Below are 19,514 nucleotides of genomic sequence, written 5' to 3'. Positions count from 1 at the left end.
AGAGGCTTTGAAGAAAATAAAAAAGTGAGAGAAATTTATATTTTATTTATGGAAGGGAGGGATGCTTTGTGGGAATCGAAAAACATTACAAGGGTCATATACTGTTTTTACTTTACGTAACCTTGTAAAGTTTGTGCCATAGTAAGTGTTTTGCCAATCTGTAATATCAATATCAGGCCAATTGACATAATCACCTAATGTATAAGGTGCCATAGCATTTCGTAAATCTTTAATCCAACGTATATTTTGTTGTTCCTCATTGTCGCATTTCCAAGATGTAAGGTATTCTTGAGCAATAATTGCTTTTCGATGGAAATAAGCTGTTTCACTTGGAGCAATGTCTTCTACAGCTCCTACGAGTGATTGATGCCAAACGCTCGCTGAAGAATTTGGAGCATGACTAAGAAAATGCTTTAGAACTTGAATCCCTTTAAGCGGAATTGCCTTATATACATAAGAACCAGAACGTTTGAATTTTTCTGGGATGTTACCACTATTAAAGAATTCAACTGCTTGTATATAAGGAACTTCTTCTATGAACAGAGAAGGAGTTCCAGCTTGTAATACAGGTGCCAGTAAATCGAGGAGTTCCGAAGGATGACCAACAAATTCTCCTTTTACTTCAATTTTATTTCTCTGTTTAGAAAATAATTCAATAGATGAAGTAAGACGCTCATCTATATAAGGTGCCCAGTTTTGCCAAGCTTGAAATGCGGTAATAAAGTTTTTCCATTCCCAAGTGAGTGAAAAAATCGAGACGTTTTGAATGGGGTGAACACGAAATGTTAAAGATGTAACAATTCCGAAGTTCCCACCGCCACCGCCGCAGCATGCCCAAAATAAATCAGCGTTTTCTCTTTCGCTGGCACGAATAAATCTTGCCCCTTTTTTACCAACTGCTTGCACCATGTCTATTTCTAATAGTTGATCACAAGTTAATCCAAATAAGCGTGATAACATACCAATGCCACCACCAAGTGTTAATCCAACAATTCCAACGCTGGCGCTGGTGCCAGCTGGTAATGTGACGCCATATTTCCACAGCTCTTTATAAACAGCACCAAGGTCTGCTCCAGCCTCAATGGTTGCTGTTAAGCTGTCCTGCTGGACTATAATTCGATTCATTTCACTTACATCAATAATAAGTCCACGATTCACAAGGGAAAAGTTTTCATAGTTATGGCGACCACTTCGTACACGAAATGGTATATGACGTTCACGTGCCCACTTCAAGGCATTGCATACATCTTGAGTATTTTGACAGAAGACAATTATGCAGGGGAGCTTTGGAAGACTTAAATTTAAGTTTATGCGAGCTACATCATATTCAGGATCTTCTGGAGTTACAATGCGCCCTGTTAATTTTGTTTTTTTCATTATATTGTTCCTTTCTATATGAGATTGGTTCTTATTATTGTATGAGAAAGCTTGTTTAAGAGTGTTTGAATTATAAATAGTATGTATATGAAGAATGAATAGGCTGATTAAAATGTTAGTATATTTTTCTGGGAAATTTAATTAAAATTAGAAATATATGGATGTGCATTCAGCAGTATGTATTTAGTGTTGCCATACTAGATACTATAGAAATTTTTAGCAGTACTCCAACAGAAGTCCCCTTTCTCAAGTACGTGCAGGACATAGTCCAGGATGAAATCATATAAGAGGGATAATTATAAACTATGAACGTTTCCGCAACATTTACCTTTATCTCTTTCGAATGGAAATTATAGCAAGATATAATAAAGTTATAATATTCGAAAGGATGTCTTTTATGAAAAAGGAGAAAAGACAACGGCTAATCAAACAATTGATAAGAGAGTGTGAAATAGATACACAAGAGAAATTAGTAGAATTGTTAGAAGAACATGGTGTAGTAGTTACACAAGCAACGATTTCACGAGATATTCGTGAATTAAATTTAATAAAGGTAACCTCTGCAAGTGGATTAACAATATATAAGATTTTTTCAGAAGACAGTTTACAAACGGATATGAAATTAAAGAAAAAAATAAAAGAAGTTGTTGTGAAAATTGATTGTGTAGAGCAATTAACAATTATTAAAACATTACCGGGAAATGCCCATGTTATTGGTGTATTATTGGATTCTTTAGATTGGAAAGAAAAAGTAGGATGTATATGTGGAAATGATACGTGCCTTGTGATTTCTCGATCACAATCGGATAGGAAGGTTCTAGAAGAAAGATTGAAATTGATTATGTAAGTGAAGATCCTATTTCTAATTTTTATTAGAAATAGGATCTTTTTTTGAAATTTTAATATGAATTAGTAAAGGGTTATTCATTATATATACGTAATATATAGCTGTTTTGCAAAATATGGAGCAAAAAACCTTATAAAAATACAAATATATATTATTTTAAAAAATAAACTGTGAAATATTCCACTTGGAAATGTTAGCGCTTTCACAAAGAAGGAAGTACGTACCGTTTATTATGTATTTGTAGACATCAAACAAATTTAAAAGGAGGTACAACAAATGAAACATCCGATACATGTTACTTCAGAAATTGGGGAATTACAAACGGTTTTATTAAAACGTCCTGGTAAAGAAGTGGAAAATTTAACGCCAGATTATTTGCAACAATTATTATTTGACGATATCCCATATTTACCAATTATTCAAAAAGAACATGATTATTTTGCACAAACATTACGCAATCGGGGTGTTGAAGTTCTTTATTTAGAAAAACTAGCAGCTGAGGCGTTAGTTGATAAAAAACTTCGTGAAGAATTTGTTGATCGTATTTTAAAAGAAGGACAGACTGACGTAAATGTTGCACATCAAACTTTAAAAGAATATTTACTTTCCTTTTCAAATGAAGAATTGATTCAAAAAATTATGGGTGGCGTGCGGAAAAACGAAATTGAAACTAGTAAAAAAACGCATCTGTATGAATTAATGGAAGATCATTATCCATTTTATTTAGATCCAATGCCAAATTTATATTTTACTCGTGATCCAGCAGCTAGTATAGGTGACGGTTTAACAATTAACAAAATGAGAGAACCGGCACGGAGACGTGAATCATTGTTTATGGAATATATCATTAAACATCATCCACGATTTGCAAGTCATGATGTGCCAGTTTGGTTAGATCGTGATTATAAATTTCCGATTGAAGGTGGCGACGAACTGATTTTAAATGAGGAAACAATTGCAATTGGGGTATCTGCTCGTACTTCAGCTAAAGCAATTGAGCGTTTAGCTAAAAACTTATTTAGTCGCCAAAATAAAATTAAAAAAGTGCTAGCAATAGAAATTCCAAAATGTCGTGCTTTTATGCACTTAGATACAGTGTTTACAATGGTCGATTATGACAAATTTACAATTCACCCAGCTATTCAAGGACCAAAAGGAAATATGAATATATATATATTAGAAAAAGGAAAGGATGAAGAAACTCTTAAAATTACCCATCGTACATCTTTAACTGAAGCTTTAAAAGAAGTATTAGGTTTAAGTGAATTAGTACTTATCCCTTGCGGAGGAGGAGATGTGATCGCTTCTGCTCGTGAACAATGGAACGATGGATCTAATACATTGGCGATTGCGCCAGGAGTAGTTGTTACATATGATCGCAACTATGTATCTAATGCTTTATTACGTGAGCATGGTATAGAAGTTATTGAAGTACTCAGCTCGGAATTATCTCGCGGTCGTGGGGGTCCACGTTGCATGAGTATGCCGATTGTTCGAAAAGATATTTAGTATAAAAAACGGAGAAAGTAGGGATGAATCATGTTGATGACTAAACCAAACTTAAAAGGAAGAAGTTTTCTTGCTGAAAAAGATTTTACGGAAGAAGAATTATTATACTTTCTAGATTTAGCAGCAGAATTAAAAGAGAAAAAGAAAAATGGTATTCCGCATCGTTATTTAGAAGGTAAAAATGTTGCACTCTTATTCGAAAAAACTTCAACTCGTACACGGTGTGCATTTACCGTAGCTTGTACAGATTTAGGTGCCAACCCTGAATACTTAGGTAAAGGTGATATTCAGCTCGGAAAAAAAGAATCTGTTGAAGATACAGCAAAAGTTTTAGGGCGTATGTTTGATGGGATTGAATTCCGTGGTTTCGATCATGCGACAGTAGAATCTTTAGCAAACAATTCTGGTGTGCCAGTATGGAATGGCTTAACAGATATGTGGCATCCAACACAAACACTTGCAGATTTATTAACAATAAAAGAACATGTGGGACGTTTAAAAGACGTTAAGCTCGTTTATGTTGGGGACGGGCGGAACAATGTAGCAAATAGCTTATTAGTCGGCGGTGCAATTGTTGGAATGGAAGTCCGTATTTGTACACCAGAATCATTATGGCCAGCACAAGAAGTTATTGATTTAGCAAAAAAATATAATGATCGAGTAATGGTAACAAGTAATGTTCAAGAGGCTGTTGCAGATGCGGATGTAATTTATACAGATGTATGGGTATCTATGGGGGAAGAAGATAAGTTTGCTGAACGAATTGAATTATTGACGCCTTATCAAGTAAATATGCAAATGATTAAAGCAACTGGAAATGAAAATGTGATGTTCTTACATTGTTTACCTGCATTTCATGATGTGGAAACAATGTACGGAGAAGAGATTTATGAAAAATATGGAATAAAAGAAATGGAAGTAAGTGACGAAGTCTTCCGTAGTAAGCATTCAAAAGTATTTGATCAAGCAGAAAATAGAATGCATACAATTAAAGCGGTTATGGCAGCTACTTTAGGAAATATGGAGTAAAGAAGGAAGGTAATCTTCCTTCTTTCTCCTCCTTTAGACACTATCATTCACTATTGTTGTTTTCTTCTTATTGCAATTAAAGAGAGGTGAGTGTAATGGGTGAAGAAAAGAAACTAGGACTATTTACTTTAACAGCTCTTGTCGTTGGTTCCATGATAGGCGGTGGAGCATTTAACTTAGCAAGTGATATGGCAAAAGGCGCTGGTGCGGGAGCCATTATTATCGGATGGGTTATAACAGGGATTGGGATGATTGCTCTTGGATTATCATTTCAAAATTTAACTGTAAAAAGACCAGATTTAGATGGTGGTATTTTTAGTTATGCAAAAGCAGGATTTGGTAATTTTATGGGATTTAATAGTGCCTGGGGATATTGGCTATCTGCTTGGCTTGGTAATGTAGCTTACGGTACATTATTATTCTCTTCATTAGGTTATTTCTTCCCAGTTTTTGAAGGTGGACAAAATGTAGCTTCGATTATTGGAGCGAGTATATTGCTATGGTGTGTTCACATGCTAATTTTACGTGGGGTACAATCAGCAGCACTTGTAAATTTAGTAACAACAATTGCAAAATTAGTGCCTGTATTTGTCTTTATTGTTGTAGGAATTTTCGCCTTCCATATTGATATTTTCTTAGATGGTTTTTGGGGACAAGCTGGTTCCTTTTCTTGGGGAGCAGTAGGTAGTCAAGTTAAGAGCACAATGCTTGTAACTCTTTGGGTATTTATTGGTGTAGAAGGAGCTGTTGTCTTATCAAGTCGTGCGAAAAGCCGAAGCGATGTGGGGAAAGCAACAGTCATCGGATTAATTGGTACACTCATCATTTATATCCTACTTACATTACTATCTCTTGGTCTTATGCAACAAGCTGATGTTGCTAATTTGAAAAATCCATCTATGGCGTATTTATTTGAAAGCGTTGTCGGGAAATGGGGCGCTATTTTTATTAACTTAGGTTTAGTCATTTCTGTATTAGGTGCTTGGTTAGGATGGACGCTACTCGCATCTGAAATTCCGTATTTAGCTGCTAAAGACGGAGTGTTTCCAAAGTGGTTTGCGAAAGAAAACAAAAACAAAGCTCCTATAAATTCATTATGGATAACAAATGGTTTAATTCAAGTTTTCTTATTAACATTTGTTGTTTCAGATCAAGCATATAATTTTGCATTTTCTCTCGCGTCCTCTGCTATTTTAATTCCGTATGCTTTTTCAGCATTCTATCAATTTAAGCACAGTTTACAATCTAAAGAAAAAGATCGAACAAAAAATATAATCATTGGTTTGGTAGCAAGTATTTATGGAATTTGGTTAGTGTATGCAGCTGGCTTAGATTACTTATTACTAACAATGACATTATATGCACCTGGTATTTTCATCTTTTACAATGTTCAAAAGCAAACGAATCCAAAACAAATATTTACTCGTGTGGAACTGGCATCCTCTGTAGCTATTGGTGCCTTAGCATTTTTTGCGATTTACGGATTAATTACAGGGAGTATCACTTTATAAAATTTTGTGAAAATGAAATCAATTGGAGGGTTGAAATATGAAACGAAGAAAAATCGTAGTTGCACTAGGGGGAAATGCTATACAATCTGGAAATGCCACTGCCGAGGCGCAGCAAGAAGCATTAGAAAGAACAGCAGAACAACTTGTTAAAATTATGGAAAATAACGTTGATATTGTTATTGCACATGGAAATGGCCCGCAAGTAGGTAATATTTTATTGCAACAAAAAGCAGCAGATACGGAAAAAACACCGGCAATGCCGTTAGATACTTGTGGTGCAATGAGCCAAGGGATGATCGGATATTGGATGGAAAATGCAATTGAGAAGGCTTTGAAAAAGCGTAAAATAAAAAAAGAAGTAGCCACGGTTATAACACGTGTTGTCGTGGATGAAAAGGATGAGGCATTCCGAAATCCAACAAAACCAATTGGGCCTTTCTATACAGAAGAAGAAGCAAGAAAGTTAATGGAAGAAACAAAAGCTGTATTTAAAGAGGATGCAGGAAGAGGATGGAGACGCGTTGTGCCGTCACCAAAGCCTGTGAGTATTCACGAGCATAAAGTAATCAATTCATTAGTTGAAGGTGGAAATATAGTCATTGCTGTTGGAGGTGGAGGAATCCCCGTTATTGAGTCTGAGGAAGGGTTAAAAGGTACTGAAGCTGTCATTGATAAGGACTTTGCAGCTCAAAAGTTAGCAGAACTAGTAGATGCTGATACACTTGTGATTTTAACGGCAGTTGATTATGTTTATGTGCATTTTAATCAGCCTAATCAAAAGAGATTAGAGGCTGTTACAGTCGATGAATTAGAAGGGTATATACAGGAGAAACAATTTGCAGCAGGTAGTATGCTTCCAAAAATTGAAGCTGCTATTAGTTTTGCAAATGCAGATCCAAAGCGAAAAACAATTATTACTTCATTAGAAAAAGTATATGAAGCATTAGAAGAAAAAGCTGGTACGATTATTTCTAAGCAGGACGTATATGCTTGTGTATAAACATAGCTCTTCTATTACTAGTAATTTCAAAAAGAATGGGGTTAGTAACTTCATTCTTTTTGTTTGTTAATTTTTAGGAAAAATGTTCATAAAGTATTCATGATAAGAAAAAGCTGTGTAGGTTAAGTGTGATAAAATAAAATTGAATACGCTTTCTCGATGTTTCACTCCGATATATAGCAAGAGAGAAGGAATTTTATGAACAGACGGAACGTAGTTAAAGACTTGAAGCAGTTTGAATTATTTTCTCATGTAACAGATACAAAATTAAAAAGCCTATCAGAGTTTGTTTATTGGCGAACTTATAAGAAAGGTCAGTTTTTATTTTTAGAAGGTGATTCAAGAGAAAGAATTTATTTTATGCTAGATGGTTTTGTAAAGTTAGAGCGAGTAAATCAAAACGGGAATTTATTATATGAAGACTATGTAAAGCGACTTTCTATTTTTCCTTATGGTGGTATGTTTACAGACAATGCATATAATTATACAGCGGAGGCAATGACAGATGTGGATGTTTACTATATTCCTACAGTGATTTTTGAAGATATGGTAAAAGCAAGTCGGACACAGCTAATGTACGTTGTTCAGCAGTTATCCTCTATATTAAAAATTAACGAAAATCGGGTGCAAAATATTACAATCCCAAATGCACAAGATCGTGTTATCCAGACATTAAATTATTTAATGAATGATTTAGGAGAACAAGATGGTGAGGAAATTGTAATCGCATGTCCACTTACAACAATTGAAATTTCAAAGATATCTGGAACATCTCGAGAGACTGTTAGCGGTGTATTAAAACAATTGAAAAATGATAGTATTGTTACGGTTCTAGGTAAAAAAATTACTATACATAATCCAACGTACTTTGAGGAAATTTCGATGTGAAAACTTCATATTGTATATTAATAGAGTTCTTTATATATTTATAAGGAACTTTTTTATGTTATTCCCTATAAAAAGATTGTATATTCCGATAATGTTAGCTAAAATCGATAATAAAAAACAAAGGAGAAGGGAGAAAGAATGATTCGGATTGAATATGATCGATTAGTAGCCATTTTTTACAGTGTCGGAGTATTACTATTAATAAAAATGCCAAATGATAATGAATTAATTGGAGAAAAATTATTTCACGCATACGGGATTCCAGTAGATACATATATTTATATGGGGTATAAGATTTCGAATATCTGGATTTGTTCTTTTGCATTACAAGCAATTTCTTTTCTATTTCTTATAAAGTGGTTAGAAAAGAAGGATTCTAATTGGTTAAAAAAGCTAAATAACATAAAAGTAGTGTGTATGAGTGTCTTGATTATCATAATGCCATTTACTTTAAATGAAATACTTCAAACTCTTGATAAAACATGGCATTACACAGGGAAAAAAGGACTAGAGGCAATTGAATACAAAAAAGAGGATAGCCAATGTACGATGGAGAAAAAGGGGGATAATTTTGAACAAAATTGCGTCGTCACTTTAAAAAATTATCGCAATCATTCACAAGCATTACAACTTGTTTTATATCAAGATGCAAATCAAAAATTAAAGAGTTATCAGGTACCAACACCTATTTACCTACAGCGACATGAAACAAAGCAATTTGAGTTTCAAGTTCCAGTTGTTTATGATGACGTCGTAGTGAAAAATAAAGCACCAAATATTAAATTGCGGTCATTAAATAAAAATCATAAGACAGATAATTAGTTTATGAAAATGAGGTTTGTTATTAGGAGAAAGAATTAGAAATGAAAAAGAAAAGTAAACTTTAGTCATCCAAAATGTTGCGAATAATCGGGCATAAATTGGATGATTTTTTATTTGTAATTAAGACCCATACATCAAAATTCAGGGAACCAACTGTCCGTAAAAGCCCGATTGGTGAGGGCTAATAATCAGTGGGGGATGAAGAATCCCCCACTGATTAAAGTTTCACTTTATTAATGATAAAGGGGAGTGAGAAATTCCCACCAAGTATGTACACCATAAAAATATGTAAGGTTAATGAAATGGAGTATTGTTTCTTAAAGAAAAGTAGATATTTAGTAATAAGATGAAATTTCTCATTGCAAACTCTCTATATTTTGTTATGATAGTGTTACGAAAACGTTTGCATAAATTTTTAAGATGGATGCAAAAGGAGAGAATTATTATGAATAAAACATGGTGGAAAGAAGCTGTCGCTTATCAAATTTATCCACGTAGCTTTATGGATTCCAATGGTGATGGTATTGGAGATTTACAAGGTATTATTACAAAACTTGATTATTTAAAGGATTTAGGTATCGATGTAATTTGGATTTGTCCAATGTATAAATCACCGAATGATGATAATGGTTATGATATTAGTGACTATCAAGACATTATGGATGAATTTGGTACAATGGCTGATTTTGATGAATTACTAGATGAAGTGCATAAACGTGGTATGAAGCTCATTATTGATTTAGTTATTAATCACACGAGTGATGAACATCCTTGGTTTATTGAATCGCGTTCGTCTAAAGATAATCCAAAACGTGATTGGTATATTTGGCGCGATGGTAAGGATGGAGAAGAGCCAAATAATTGGGAAAGTATCTTTAGCGGTTCTGCTTGGGAATATGATGAAGTAACAGATCAATATTTCTTACACATATTCTCACGTAAACAACCAGATTTAAACTGGGAGAATGCACAGGTCCGTGAAGTTTTATATGATACTGTAAACTGGTGGCTAAATAAAGGAATTGATGGTTTCCGTGTAGATGCAATCAGTCATATCAAAAAAGAAGAAGGCCTAAAAGACATGCCAAATCCAAAAGGATTAAAGTATGTGCCTTCTTTTGATAAACATATGAATGTAAATGGAATTCAACCACTTTTAGAAGAGTTGAAGGAGAATACATTTTCAAAATACGATATTATGACTGTTGGAGAAGCCAATGGTGTCAAAGTTGAAGATGCTGATCTGTGGGTTGGAGAAGAAAACGGTAAATTTAATATGGTATTTCAGTTTGAGCATTTAAGTTTATGGGATGCAGAAAAGAAAAAGGAACTTGATGTTGTGGAACTGAAAAAGGTGTTAACGAAGTGGCAAAAAGGTTTAGAAAATAAGGGATGGAATGCGTTGTATATTGAAAATCATGATAAACCACGGATTGTTTCTACGTGGGGAGATGATAAACAGTATTGGCGTGAAAGTGCAACAGCTTTAGGAGCAATGTACTTCTTTATGCACGGAACACCGTTTATTTATCAAGGACAAGAAATTGGTATGACAAATGTTCAATTCCGAAATATTGAAGATTATGATGACGTAGCAATTAAGAATTTATATCGCGAGAAAATTGCAGAAGGCGTATCACATCAAGAAATGATGGAAATTATTTGGGCATCTTGTCGTGATAATTCACGTACACCAATGCAATGGAATGATGAAGAAAACGCTGGTTTTACAACAGGGAAACCGTGGTTTGGAATGAATCCAAATTATAAAGAAATTAATGTTCAAAAGCAGCAAGTAGAGGCTAGTTCTATTTTTAATTTCTATAAAAAGATGATTGCACTAAAAAAAGAGCATGATGTATTTAATTATGGCACATATGATTTGATTTTAGAGAATGATCCGCAGGTTTATGCGTATACGCGTACGTTAAATGATGCAAAAGTTGTTGTGATTAGTAATATATCTAAAGAAAATGCTGTGTATAATGAGGATACATTCTCTTTAGAACGCAAACGTTTGCTTTTAAATAACTATGAAGTAGCGGAACATAATAAATGTACTACAATTACTTTAAAACCTTATGAAACAAGGGTTTATCGTATTTCTTAATAAAAAAAGATGCTCTCGTAGCATCTTTTTTTATGAAAAATAATAAATTTATATTGCAATATGAAAACGCTTTTATTAAAATAGATTTATGAAAACGTTTGCGTTAAAAAAGGTATCGTTTTCGTAAGCAAAAAGAAATTATTATCTATATTATTAGGGATTTTATAAATAAAGAGGAGGAAAAAACAGATGAAAATTACGTCTTTTGATTTTTGGCAGAAGTTCGGGAAAGCATTGCTAGTTGTTGTAGCTGTTATGCCAGCTGCTGGCTTAATGATTTCCATCGGTAAGCTAATTGGTATGTCTGCTGGGGATGTAAATGCAGTACATACAATTGCTAGAGTAATGGAAGACATCGGTTGGGCAATTATTACAAACTTGCATATTTTATTTGCAGTAGCAATTGGGGGGTCTTGGGCGAAAGACCGGGCAGGTGGTGCATTCGCAGCACTGTTAGCATTCGTCTTAACGAACCGAATTACGGGAGCTATATTTGGTGTTAACGCTGAAATGTTAACGGATTCAAAAGCGAAAGTTTCTTCATTATTAGCAGGAGATTTACTTGTAAAGGATTATTTCACTTCTGTACTTGGTGCACCAGCATTGAACATGGGAGTATTCGTAGGGATTATTACAGGGTTCTTAGGAGCTACCTTATATAATAAATACTATAACTATAATAAATTACCACAAGCATTAGCGTTCTTTAACGGAAAACGATTTGTACCATTTGTTGTAATTGTATGGTCTACAGTTACTGCGATTGCTTTATCACTTTTATGGCCATTTATCCAAAGCGGATTAAATGAGTTTGGTCGCTGGATCGCAGCATCTAAAGATAGTGCACCAATTGTTGCACCATTTGTATACGGGACATTAGAGCGTTTACTATTACCGTTCGGATTACATCATATGTTAACGATTCCTATGAACTATACGGAGCTTGGTGGAACATACACGATGTTAACTGGAGCAAAAGTTGGTCAGGTTGTTGCGGGACAAGACCCATTATGGCTTGCATGGATTACTGATTTAAATAACTTGTTAGCGAATGGGGATACAAAAGCATATAACGATTTATTAAATAATGTTGTTCCAGCTCGTTTCAAAGTTGGGCAAGTTATTGGTTCAACTGCATCATTAATTGGTATTGCATTTGCGATGTTCCGTAATGTCGATAAAGATAAACGTGCAAAATATAAACCAATGTTCTTATCTGCAGCATTAGCAGTATTTTTAACAGGTGTAACGGAACCAATTGAATTCATGTTCATGTTTATTGCACCAGTATTATATATTGTATACGCGATTACAACAGGACTTGCATTTGCATTAGCGGATTTAATTAACTTACGTGTTCATGCATTTGGATTTATTGAGTTAATTACACGTACACCAATGATGATAAATGCGGGGTTAACAAGAGATTTAATTAACTTTGTTGTTGTGTCAGCGGTATTCTTCGGTTTAAACTTTACATTATTCAATTTCTTAATTAAAAAATTCAATTTACCAACGCCAGGTCGTGCAGGGAACTATATTGATAATGAAGATGAATCAGAAGAAGGCACAACGAATGTAAAAGAGGGTTCATTAGCAACAAAGGTTATTGAACTTTTAGGTGGAAAAGATAATATTGCGGATGTAGATGCTTGTATGACACGTTTACGTGTAACAGTGAAAAATTTAGAAGCTGTTGCACCAGAGGCACAATGGAAGCAAAACGGTGCTTTAGGTCTCATTGTAAAAGACAAAGGTGTTCAAGCAGTATATGGTCCGAAAGCTGATGTGTTGAAATCAGACATCCAAGATATGTTAGGTGCATAATAAATGAAATTACTCACTTTAAACTGCCACTCTTGGCAAGAAGAGAATCAAATAGAAAAAATAAGACATCTTGCTAAAACGATTCAAGAGGAAGGTTACGATGTTATTGCCTTGCAAGAGGTTAGTCAGTCTATAAAAGCTCAAAATGTATGCGGTAATAAGAAAAAGGATAACTTTGGCCTTGTATTACTTGCAGAGCTTGAGAAGTTGGGTTCAGGAAATTACAATATTGTTTGGGATTACTCGCATATTGGTTATGACATATATGAAGAAGGTTCAGCTATCATAACGAAACATCCTATTGTGAAACAAGATTCTTTCTTTGTATCAGAAAGTAAGGATACTTCTTATTGGAAAGCACGTAAAATTGTAAGTGCAACAGTTTCTTATAAAGGAAAGAATATGACGTTTTATTCATGTCACCTTGGGTGGTGGAATGATGAGGAAGAAACGTTTCAAGGCCAAGTGGATTGTTTAACGCAGCATGTGAATGAAAACGAACTTTCAATTTTAATGGGCGATTTTAATAATAATGCTCGTTTACAAGGAGAAGGATACGATTATCTCATGCAAAAAGGGCTTTATGACACATATGAACTAGCTTTTAAAAAAGATGAAGGAACAACTGTACAAGGAAAAATTGCTGGTTGGGATGAAAATAAGCAAAATTTACGAATTGATCTTATTTTAAGTAACAAACCAAAAACAGTTATTTCTTCAAAGGTCATTTTCAATGGTATAAATCGAAATATTATTTCAGATCATTTCGGAGTAGAAGTTCAATTGGATATATAATAATAGAAGAAATCCTCATAGCAATGTAAGCGCTATGAGGATTTTTTTTGTGAATACAAGTATTTCCAAGATAAAATACTTGTATTTTTTATGACATTTCCTATATATTTGTTATTACTGAATGTAAAACCGATTTGGTCATTTTGTATGAATACTTTATCGACTTCGTTATATAATGAAGTAAGTGAAGTGTTTCGTTTGGAAAAAATAGTACATTTTCGTTTAATCCACGATGAGGAAAATGATATAATTGCAAAATGCATGCATCATTTTCTAAAGAAGGAAAAATATATAATTAGGTGATAGCTTATATGAAACAGATATGGCGTATTTATACGACAGACTTACGGAATGTAGCCAAACATTGGGCTGCGATTGTAATTGTATTAGGACTTATGATTTTGCCATCGTTATATGCATGGTTTAACATTAAAGCTTCCTGGGATCCATATGGGAACACGAAAGATGTTCCAATTGCAGTTTCCAACCAAGATGCTGGATCAAATTTACGGGGAAAAGATATTAACATCGGGAATGAAATTGTAGATTCGCTCAAAAAGAATAAAAATATGGGATGGAAATTCGTTGATGAAAAGCAAGCAATTTATGGAGTAGAACACGGGGATTATTATGCAAGTATTACGATCCCGAAAGATTTCTCTGAAAAAATTGCGACGGTAATTAGCGATAATCCGCAAAAGCCAGAACTTGATTATTTTGTGAATGAAAAGGTCAATGCCATTGCACCGAAAATTACAGCGAAAGGTGCATCAGGTATAACAGAAGAAATCAGTAAAAACTTCGTTAAAACAGCAAACGGTGAGATCTTTGAAATCTTCAATGACCTTGGAATCGATTTAGAAACAAACTTACCAAGTATTGAAAAAGTAAAAGATCTTGTGTTTAAGCTAGAAGCACAGTTCCCGGAAATGTATACACTTGTGAATACAGCATTAGATGATGCGACTAGAGCACAAGATCTTGTGAAAGTTGCACAAGAGGATTTACCGGTTGTGGAAAGTGTGATTAATGATGGACAGGAAACGCTGGGGAACTTAGATAAGTTCTTTGCAAACAATGACCAAAGATTAAAAGATGCTCCTGGAGCGATACGGAACGACTTAACTGTGGTGAAAGATGGCATGGATAAGGCAACAGCCTTTACTAATTTCTTAATGAATCCAGGAGTCGATTTGAACCTTCCTGATATATCTAAGATACCTCCACTGCCTGAATTTCCATCACTTTCTGGACTTCCACAGTTTAATGATGAAGGATATAAAAATATTGCGAGAAACATTAATCAAACTGTGAACACTGTGTTGAACTCAGCTCGTACAGGAACTGCATATGCACAAGGTGTTATGAATGGATTGCAGAATAAAGATGTTGATCCATCTGTAGCCCAGAAAAATGTAGCTGATGCTTCTAAACATATCGAAGGACGAATAAGTGATGTATCGTATTTAATTGATTTCTTTACTGAACTTCAAAAGAATGCATCAACGGATTCTGGTCAAAAAGTCTTTGGAGATAGGGGTGAGCATTTAACTATTCTTAAACAATCTCTGCAGGATGTAGATAATAGAATTAAACATGTTGGAGAGTTAATTAGTACAGGTCAAGAAGTAAAACAAGATGTGAGAGATGCTGTTAATCAAAAATTAAATGCAACAAATGATTTAATTAATCAAGCTGAAAAAGATTATAATGAAACGTTTGTAGCAGATTACAAAAAAGCAGTTCAGTTTAAAGAACAAACAGAAAACAAGATAAATGAGGATTATGAGAAAGCAAAGACTGAATATAATAAAGTAAGAGATGGTATTGAGAATGCTAAATCTGATGCTCAAAAAGCAATGGAAGACCTGCAAAATAAAGGTATTAACGGTTTAGATTCAACAAAAGTCGCTTTAAATAGTGTAAATGGCCAATTCCAAGCAGGTATTAGCATGATTGATGATATGATTCCTGTTTTAGAGAGTGCAAATAAGGTTTTAGCTGATGTAAACAGTGATAAAAATCTTGATAACGGAATTGCAAAATTAAATAAAGCGAAAGATATCATGCAAAAGGGTAGTGATGCAACGAATAAAGCAATCACACTCATTAATAATGGGCAACAGCCTACAAAAGATGTAATTGAAAGCATTAATGAAGCATCGAAAAACGGTTCAGCACAATTGGATGATTTCTTAGCAAGATACGATTCAGAAATCGTTCCAAGCTTTAACGCAGCAATCGCACGTACAAAAGAGATGTCAAAAAATACATCTAAGCTTTTAAACGACGCAGATAAAAAGCTTCCAGATGTTAAAAAACTGCTTGAAGATTCATCAAAAGGCTTAGTAGAAGGTACGAAGAAAGTTGAAGATATTAAAGCAGAAATGCCGGCTACTGAGAAAAAGATTAAAGAATTAGCAGATAAAATTCGTAAATTTGAATCGGAAGAAGATATAAAAGATATCATCAAGTTATTGAAAAATGATGTTGAACAGCAAAGTGATTACTTTGCAAATCCAGTAAAATTAAAAGAAAATAAATTATTTGCGATGCCAAACTACGGTTCGGGGATGTCACCATTCTATACAGTGCTTGCATTATGGGTAGGGGCACTTTTAATGGTTTCATTATTAACAGTAGAAGTACATGAGCCAGGGGCAAATTATAAGAGTCATGAGATTTACTTCGGACGCTTTTTAACATTCTTAACGATAGGTCTTGCACAGGCGTTTATCGTATCGATGGGAGATATTTTCTTACTTGGTACGTATGTAGTTGATAAGTTTTGGTTTGTTCTATTCAGTTTATTCATTGGTGGAGTCTTTGTTTGTATCGTGTATTCACTCGTTTCTGTTTTCGGAAACATTGGGAAATCGATGGCAATCATTTTACTCGTACTACAAGTAGCTGGATCAGGCGGAACATTCCCAATTCAAATGCTTCCAAAATTCTTCCAATCGATATATCCGTTCTTACCGTTCACATATGCAATTAGCGTGATTCGTGAAACAGTGGGCGGAATGCTTTGGGATATTGTGATAAGAGATCTTCTCGTGTTAAGTGTCTTTGTGGTAATCATGCTTGTACTTGCATTGGTACTGAAAACACCGATTAACAAGTCGAGTGAGAAATTTGTTGAGAATGCAAAAGGAAGTAAAATTATTCATTAAAAAAAGTTCCTACCGAGAGCGGTAGGAACTTTTTTTATTCAAATTTTAACTTTTTTAATGCTTCTGCTAGTGCGTTATTTAATGGCTCTTCTTCTTCTTTTTGTTGCTGCTTCATATATTTTTGCACGTAGCGTTTATCTGCTTTATTTCCTGATTCTTTCTTGCGGCGCTCTTGGAATGTAGAAAGCTTCTCGCGATATCCACATTTACATGCGAAGATTTGCCCATCTCCTTCACCGCGAAGTTCTAGTTTTTTCTTACATTGAGGGCATCTTGCATTTGTCGTACGGGATACATTTTTACGATGACCACATTCGCGGTCTTGGCATACAAGCATTTTACCTTTTTTGCCGTTTACTTCAAGCATCGGTTTTCCACAGTCTGGACAAGTTTTTGTTGAAATGTTTTCATGCTTATACTTTTTATCGCTTGATTTAATTTCAGCAACGATTTCTTTTGTATAGTTTTTCATCTCGGAAATGAAAATTTCTTTTTTTAATTTACCTTTTGCGATAGCTTCAAGTTTTTGTTCCCATTCAGCAGTTAGTGTAGGAGATTTTAGTTCTTCCGGTACTAAATCAAGTAACTGACGACCTTTTGATGTAATGTGAATATCTTTACCACGTTTTTCAATCAAGAATGAATTAAATAGTTTGTCAATAATGTCAGCTCGTGTAGCCACAGTACCTAATCCACCAGTTGATTTTAGCGTATCAGCAAGTTGTTTATTTTGCGTATCCATGTATTTTGTAGGGTTTTCCATTGCTGAAAGTAACGTTGCTTCATTAAAGCGTGCAGGTGGTTTTGTTTGACCTGATGTTTGAGCAATTAGTTTTACGCTTAATGTATCGCCTTTTTCAATGCGAGGTAAAATTTGCTCTTTTAAATCTTCAACTGCATCGTCATCTTCAAAGCGGTTTTCATATACTTCTTTCCAACCAGAATGTAAAATCGTTTTGCCACGTGCAACAAACGTTTCATCACCAATTTTCGTGCGTAATGTTAGTTGTTCATATTCAAAGGCTGGGAATAAAACTGCTAAGAAACGTTTTACCACTAAATCATAAATTTTGCGTTCTTTATCTGTGAAAGCTGAGAAATTCACATAGCTTTCCGTTGGGATGATTGCGTGATGATCGCTTACTTTACTATCATCAACAAATGCTTTAGTGGATTTTATAGGCTTATTTAAAATTTTATGAGCTAAAGGACGGTATTCTCCTACTCCACACGCTTTTAGACGCTCTGGAAGTGTTCCGACGATATCAGATGAAATATAGCGCGAATCTGTACGAGGGTAAGTGAGTACTTTATGTTGCTCATATAATTTTTGCATAATGTTTAATGTTTCTTTTGCAGAGTAACCAAAGATTTTATTCGCATCACGTTGTAGCTCAGTTAAATCATAAAGACCAGGAGCGAATGATTTTTTCTGCTTTTTCTCAATTTCCGTGACAGTGGCATTTTGTTTATCGAGTTTTTTCACAATCGTATCGATTTTCGCTTTATCAAAACTACGACCATTGCCTTTCCCATCTTGCCAAGTTAGCTTTAACTTATCTGTTGTTTGAGCTTCAATTCCGTAGTATGTTTGAGCTTTAAAGTTTTTAATTTCGTCTTCACGACCTGCAATGATAGCCACAGTAGGTGTTTGTACACGACCACAGTTTAGTTGAGCATTAAATCGAGTAGTTAATGCACGTGTTGCATTAAGCCCGATATACCAGTCAGCCTCCGAACGTGCGACAGCTGAAGCGTATAAATTTTCATATGCTTTACCTGGCTTTAAGTTTGCGAAGCCATCTTTGATTGCTTTATCGGTAACAGATGAAATCCATAGACGCTTGATAGGTTTATTAATTTTAACTTTATCAATAATCCAACGCGCGACTAATTCTCCCTCTCTTCCTGCGTCTGTAGCCACTATTATTTCAGTAACATCTTTTCTAATCAGTTGACTTTTAACGGCATTAAACTGTTTGCCAGTTTGCTTAATCACTGTCAATTTCAAACGTTCAGGTAGCATTGGCAGATCTTCTAAATTCCACTTTTTGTATTTCACATCATAGCTTTCTGGGTCTGCTAATGTAACAAGATGCCCTAAAGCCCAAGTAACGATATATTTATTACCTTCAAGATAACCATTTCCTTTTTTATCACACTTCAATACACGCGCAATATCACGTGCAACAGAAGGTTTTTCAGCAATTACAACACTTTTTGCCATATTTAAAACATCCTTTCAAGTTTCCGTAAGTTAAATATAGCATACATCCTTTGTGGATTCAGTTATGCCGAAGATTCTAACCTTTTGTTATGAATTAAATACTCTATATCTTTGACTAGTTAAGAGGGTGAAAATTTTAGTATTTCGGATATAACAAAATAGTAGGATATCTTTGTCCTTTTTTAAAAGGACAAACCATTATTTCACAAGGCGGAAAAGATCAAAACGCGATGTTGCGAAGTATATGAAACAATAAAATCAAGATGATGAGCCGCGTAATCCTGCGTTAGCGGAAGTTTTGGCAAAATTGAAATTTGGTTCAAAAGAAAAAGAAGAAAGTGCAATTTTTCTTATCTCAAAGGGAAGTTGGGCTTTTTATTAATTCTATAGATATAATAA

General features: G+C 34.4%; 13 protein-coding genes. 11 read left to right on the top strand and 2 right to left on the bottom strand.

The annotated features are described in order from the left end of the window. Positions 1-42: 42 nt before the first annotated feature. Complete coding sequence (locus MHH71_RS13930; RefSeq protein WP_006093292.1) at positions 43-1,377, bottom strand: FAD-binding oxidoreductase; 1,335 nt, start codon at positions 1,375-1,377, stop codon at positions 43-45. 397 nt (positions 1,378-1,774) lie between these two features. Between MHH71_RS13930 and argR the strand changes: the two genes are divergently transcribed. The 11 genes from argR (at position 1,775) to MHH71_RS13875 (ending at position 16,888) form a co-directional block, all read left to right on the top strand. Further along, positions 1,775-2,224, top strand: coding sequence for an arginine repressor (argR, locus tag MHH71_RS13925; protein ID WP_018766526.1), 450 nt, complete (start codon positions 1,775-1,777; stop codon positions 2,222-2,224). Between the two features lie 276 nt (positions 2,225-2,500). Continuing rightward, on the top strand, positions 2,501-3,733 hold the full coding sequence (arcA, locus tag MHH71_RS13920) for an arginine deiminase (RefSeq protein WP_003194737.1): 1,233 nt from the start codon (positions 2,501-2,503) through the stop codon (positions 3,731-3,733). A gap of 30 nt (positions 3,734-3,763) precedes the next feature. After that, a complete protein-coding gene (gene argF, locus MHH71_RS13915) occupies positions 3,764-4,762 on the top strand; it encodes an ornithine carbamoyltransferase (RefSeq protein WP_029427564.1) in 999 nt (332 codons plus the stop codon). Between the two features lie 95 nt (positions 4,763-4,857). Further along, positions 4,858-6,273 (top strand): arginine-ornithine antiporter, encoded by a 1,416-nt coding sequence (gene arcD / locus MHH71_RS13910; RefSeq protein ID WP_006093297.1) that lies wholly within the window; start codon positions 4,858-4,860, stop codon positions 6,271-6,273. A gap of 37 nt (positions 6,274-6,310) precedes the next feature. Next, the gene (arcC, locus tag MHH71_RS13905; RefSeq protein WP_006093298.1) at positions 6,311-7,273 is read left to right on the top strand and encodes a carbamate kinase; all 963 of its coding nucleotides are present in this window, start codon (positions 6,311-6,313) and stop codon (positions 7,271-7,273) included. Between the two features lie 198 nt (positions 7,274-7,471). Continuing rightward, positions 7,472-8,161 (top strand): Crp/Fnr family transcriptional regulator, encoded by a 690-nt coding sequence (locus tag MHH71_RS13900; protein ID WP_018766527.1) that lies wholly within the window; start codon positions 7,472-7,474, stop codon positions 8,159-8,161. A gap of 138 nt (positions 8,162-8,299) precedes the next feature. Then, complete coding sequence (locus MHH71_RS13895) at positions 8,300-8,983, top strand: hypothetical protein (RefSeq protein ID WP_003194745.1); 684 nt, start codon at positions 8,300-8,302, stop codon at positions 8,981-8,983. A 445-nt stretch (positions 8,984-9,428) separates the two neighbouring features. Then, a complete protein-coding gene (locus tag MHH71_RS13890) occupies positions 9,429-11,093 on the top strand; it encodes a glycoside hydrolase family 13 protein (RefSeq protein WP_033798581.1) in 1,665 nt (554 codons plus the stop codon). A 189-nt stretch (positions 11,094-11,282) separates the two neighbouring features. After that, positions 11,283-12,920 carry a PTS transporter subunit IIBC gene (locus tag MHH71_RS13885; protein ID WP_006093301.1) on the top strand — a complete coding sequence of 546 codons (1,638 nt, stop codon included), beginning with the start codon at positions 11,283-11,285 and terminating at the stop codon, positions 12,918-12,920. A 3-nt stretch (positions 12,921-12,923) separates the two neighbouring features. Next, complete coding sequence (locus MHH71_RS13880; protein WP_003194752.1) at positions 12,924-13,715, top strand: endonuclease/exonuclease/phosphatase family protein; 792 nt, start codon at positions 12,924-12,926, stop codon at positions 13,713-13,715. Positions 13,716-14,026: 311 nt separating this feature from the next. Further along, a complete protein-coding gene (locus MHH71_RS13875) occupies positions 14,027-16,888 on the top strand; it encodes a YhgE/Pip domain-containing protein (RefSeq protein ID WP_033798582.1) in 2,862 nt (953 codons plus the stop codon). 34 nt (positions 16,889-16,922) lie between these two features. On the opposite strand, the gene MHH71_RS13870 is transcribed toward MHH71_RS13875, so the two are convergent. After that, positions 16,923-19,115, bottom strand: a complete 2,193-nt coding sequence (locus MHH71_RS13870; protein ID WP_003205730.1) for a DNA topoisomerase III — start codon at positions 19,113-19,115, stop codon at positions 16,923-16,925. Positions 19,116-19,514: the final 399 nt, after the last annotated feature.

This window comes from Bacillus sp. FSL H8-0534 (assembly GCF_038005885.1).
Lineage (GTDB): Bacteria > Bacillota > Bacilli > Bacillales > Bacillaceae_G > Bacillus_A > Bacillus_A pseudomycoides.
Note: the sequence above shows the minus strand (reverse complement) of the source record. Positions and strands in the feature narration are given on the sequence as shown.

Excerpts from the sequence above, each read along its gene's own strand:
- MHH71_RS13900 (WP_018766527.1), top strand. The coding sequence starts at position 7,472 with ATGAACAGACGGAACGTAGTTAAAGACTTGAAGCAGTTTGAATTATTT.
- argR (WP_018766526.1), top strand. The coding sequence starts at position 1,775 with ATGAAAAAGGAGAAAAGACAACGGCTAATCAAACAATTGATAAGAGAG.
- MHH71_RS13870 (WP_003205730.1), bottom strand. The coding sequence starts at position 19,115 with ATGGCAAAAAGTGTTGTAATTGCTGAAAAACCTTCTGTTGCACGTGAT.
- MHH71_RS13885 (WP_006093301.1), top strand. The coding sequence starts at position 11,283 with ATGAAAATTACGTCTTTTGATTTTTGGCAGAAGTTCGGGAAAGCATTG.
- MHH71_RS13880 (WP_003194752.1), top strand. The coding sequence starts at position 12,924 with ATGAAATTACTCACTTTAAACTGCCACTCTTGGCAAGAAGAGAATCAA.
- MHH71_RS13895 (WP_003194745.1), top strand. The coding sequence starts at position 8,300 with ATGATTCGGATTGAATATGATCGATTAGTAGCCATTTTTTACAGTGTC.
- MHH71_RS13890 (WP_033798581.1), top strand. The coding sequence starts at position 9,429 with ATGAATAAAACATGGTGGAAAGAAGCTGTCGCTTATCAAATTTATCCA.
- arcA (WP_003194737.1), top strand. The coding sequence starts at position 2,501 with ATGAAACATCCGATACATGTTACTTCAGAAATTGGGGAATTACAAACG.
- arcD (WP_006093297.1), top strand. The coding sequence starts at position 4,858 with ATGGGTGAAGAAAAGAAACTAGGACTATTTACTTTAACAGCTCTTGTC.
- argF (WP_029427564.1), top strand. The coding sequence starts at position 3,764 with ATGTTGATGACTAAACCAAACTTAAAAGGAAGAAGTTTTCTTGCTGAA.
- arcC (WP_006093298.1), top strand. The coding sequence starts at position 6,311 with ATGAAACGAAGAAAAATCGTAGTTGCACTAGGGGGAAATGCTATACAA.
- MHH71_RS13930 (WP_006093292.1), bottom strand. The coding sequence starts at position 1,377 with ATGAAAAAAACAAAATTAACAGGGCGCATTGTAACTCCAGAAGATCCT.
- MHH71_RS13875 (WP_033798582.1), top strand. The coding sequence starts at position 14,027 with ATGAAACAGATATGGCGTATTTATACGACAGACTTACGGAATGTAGCC.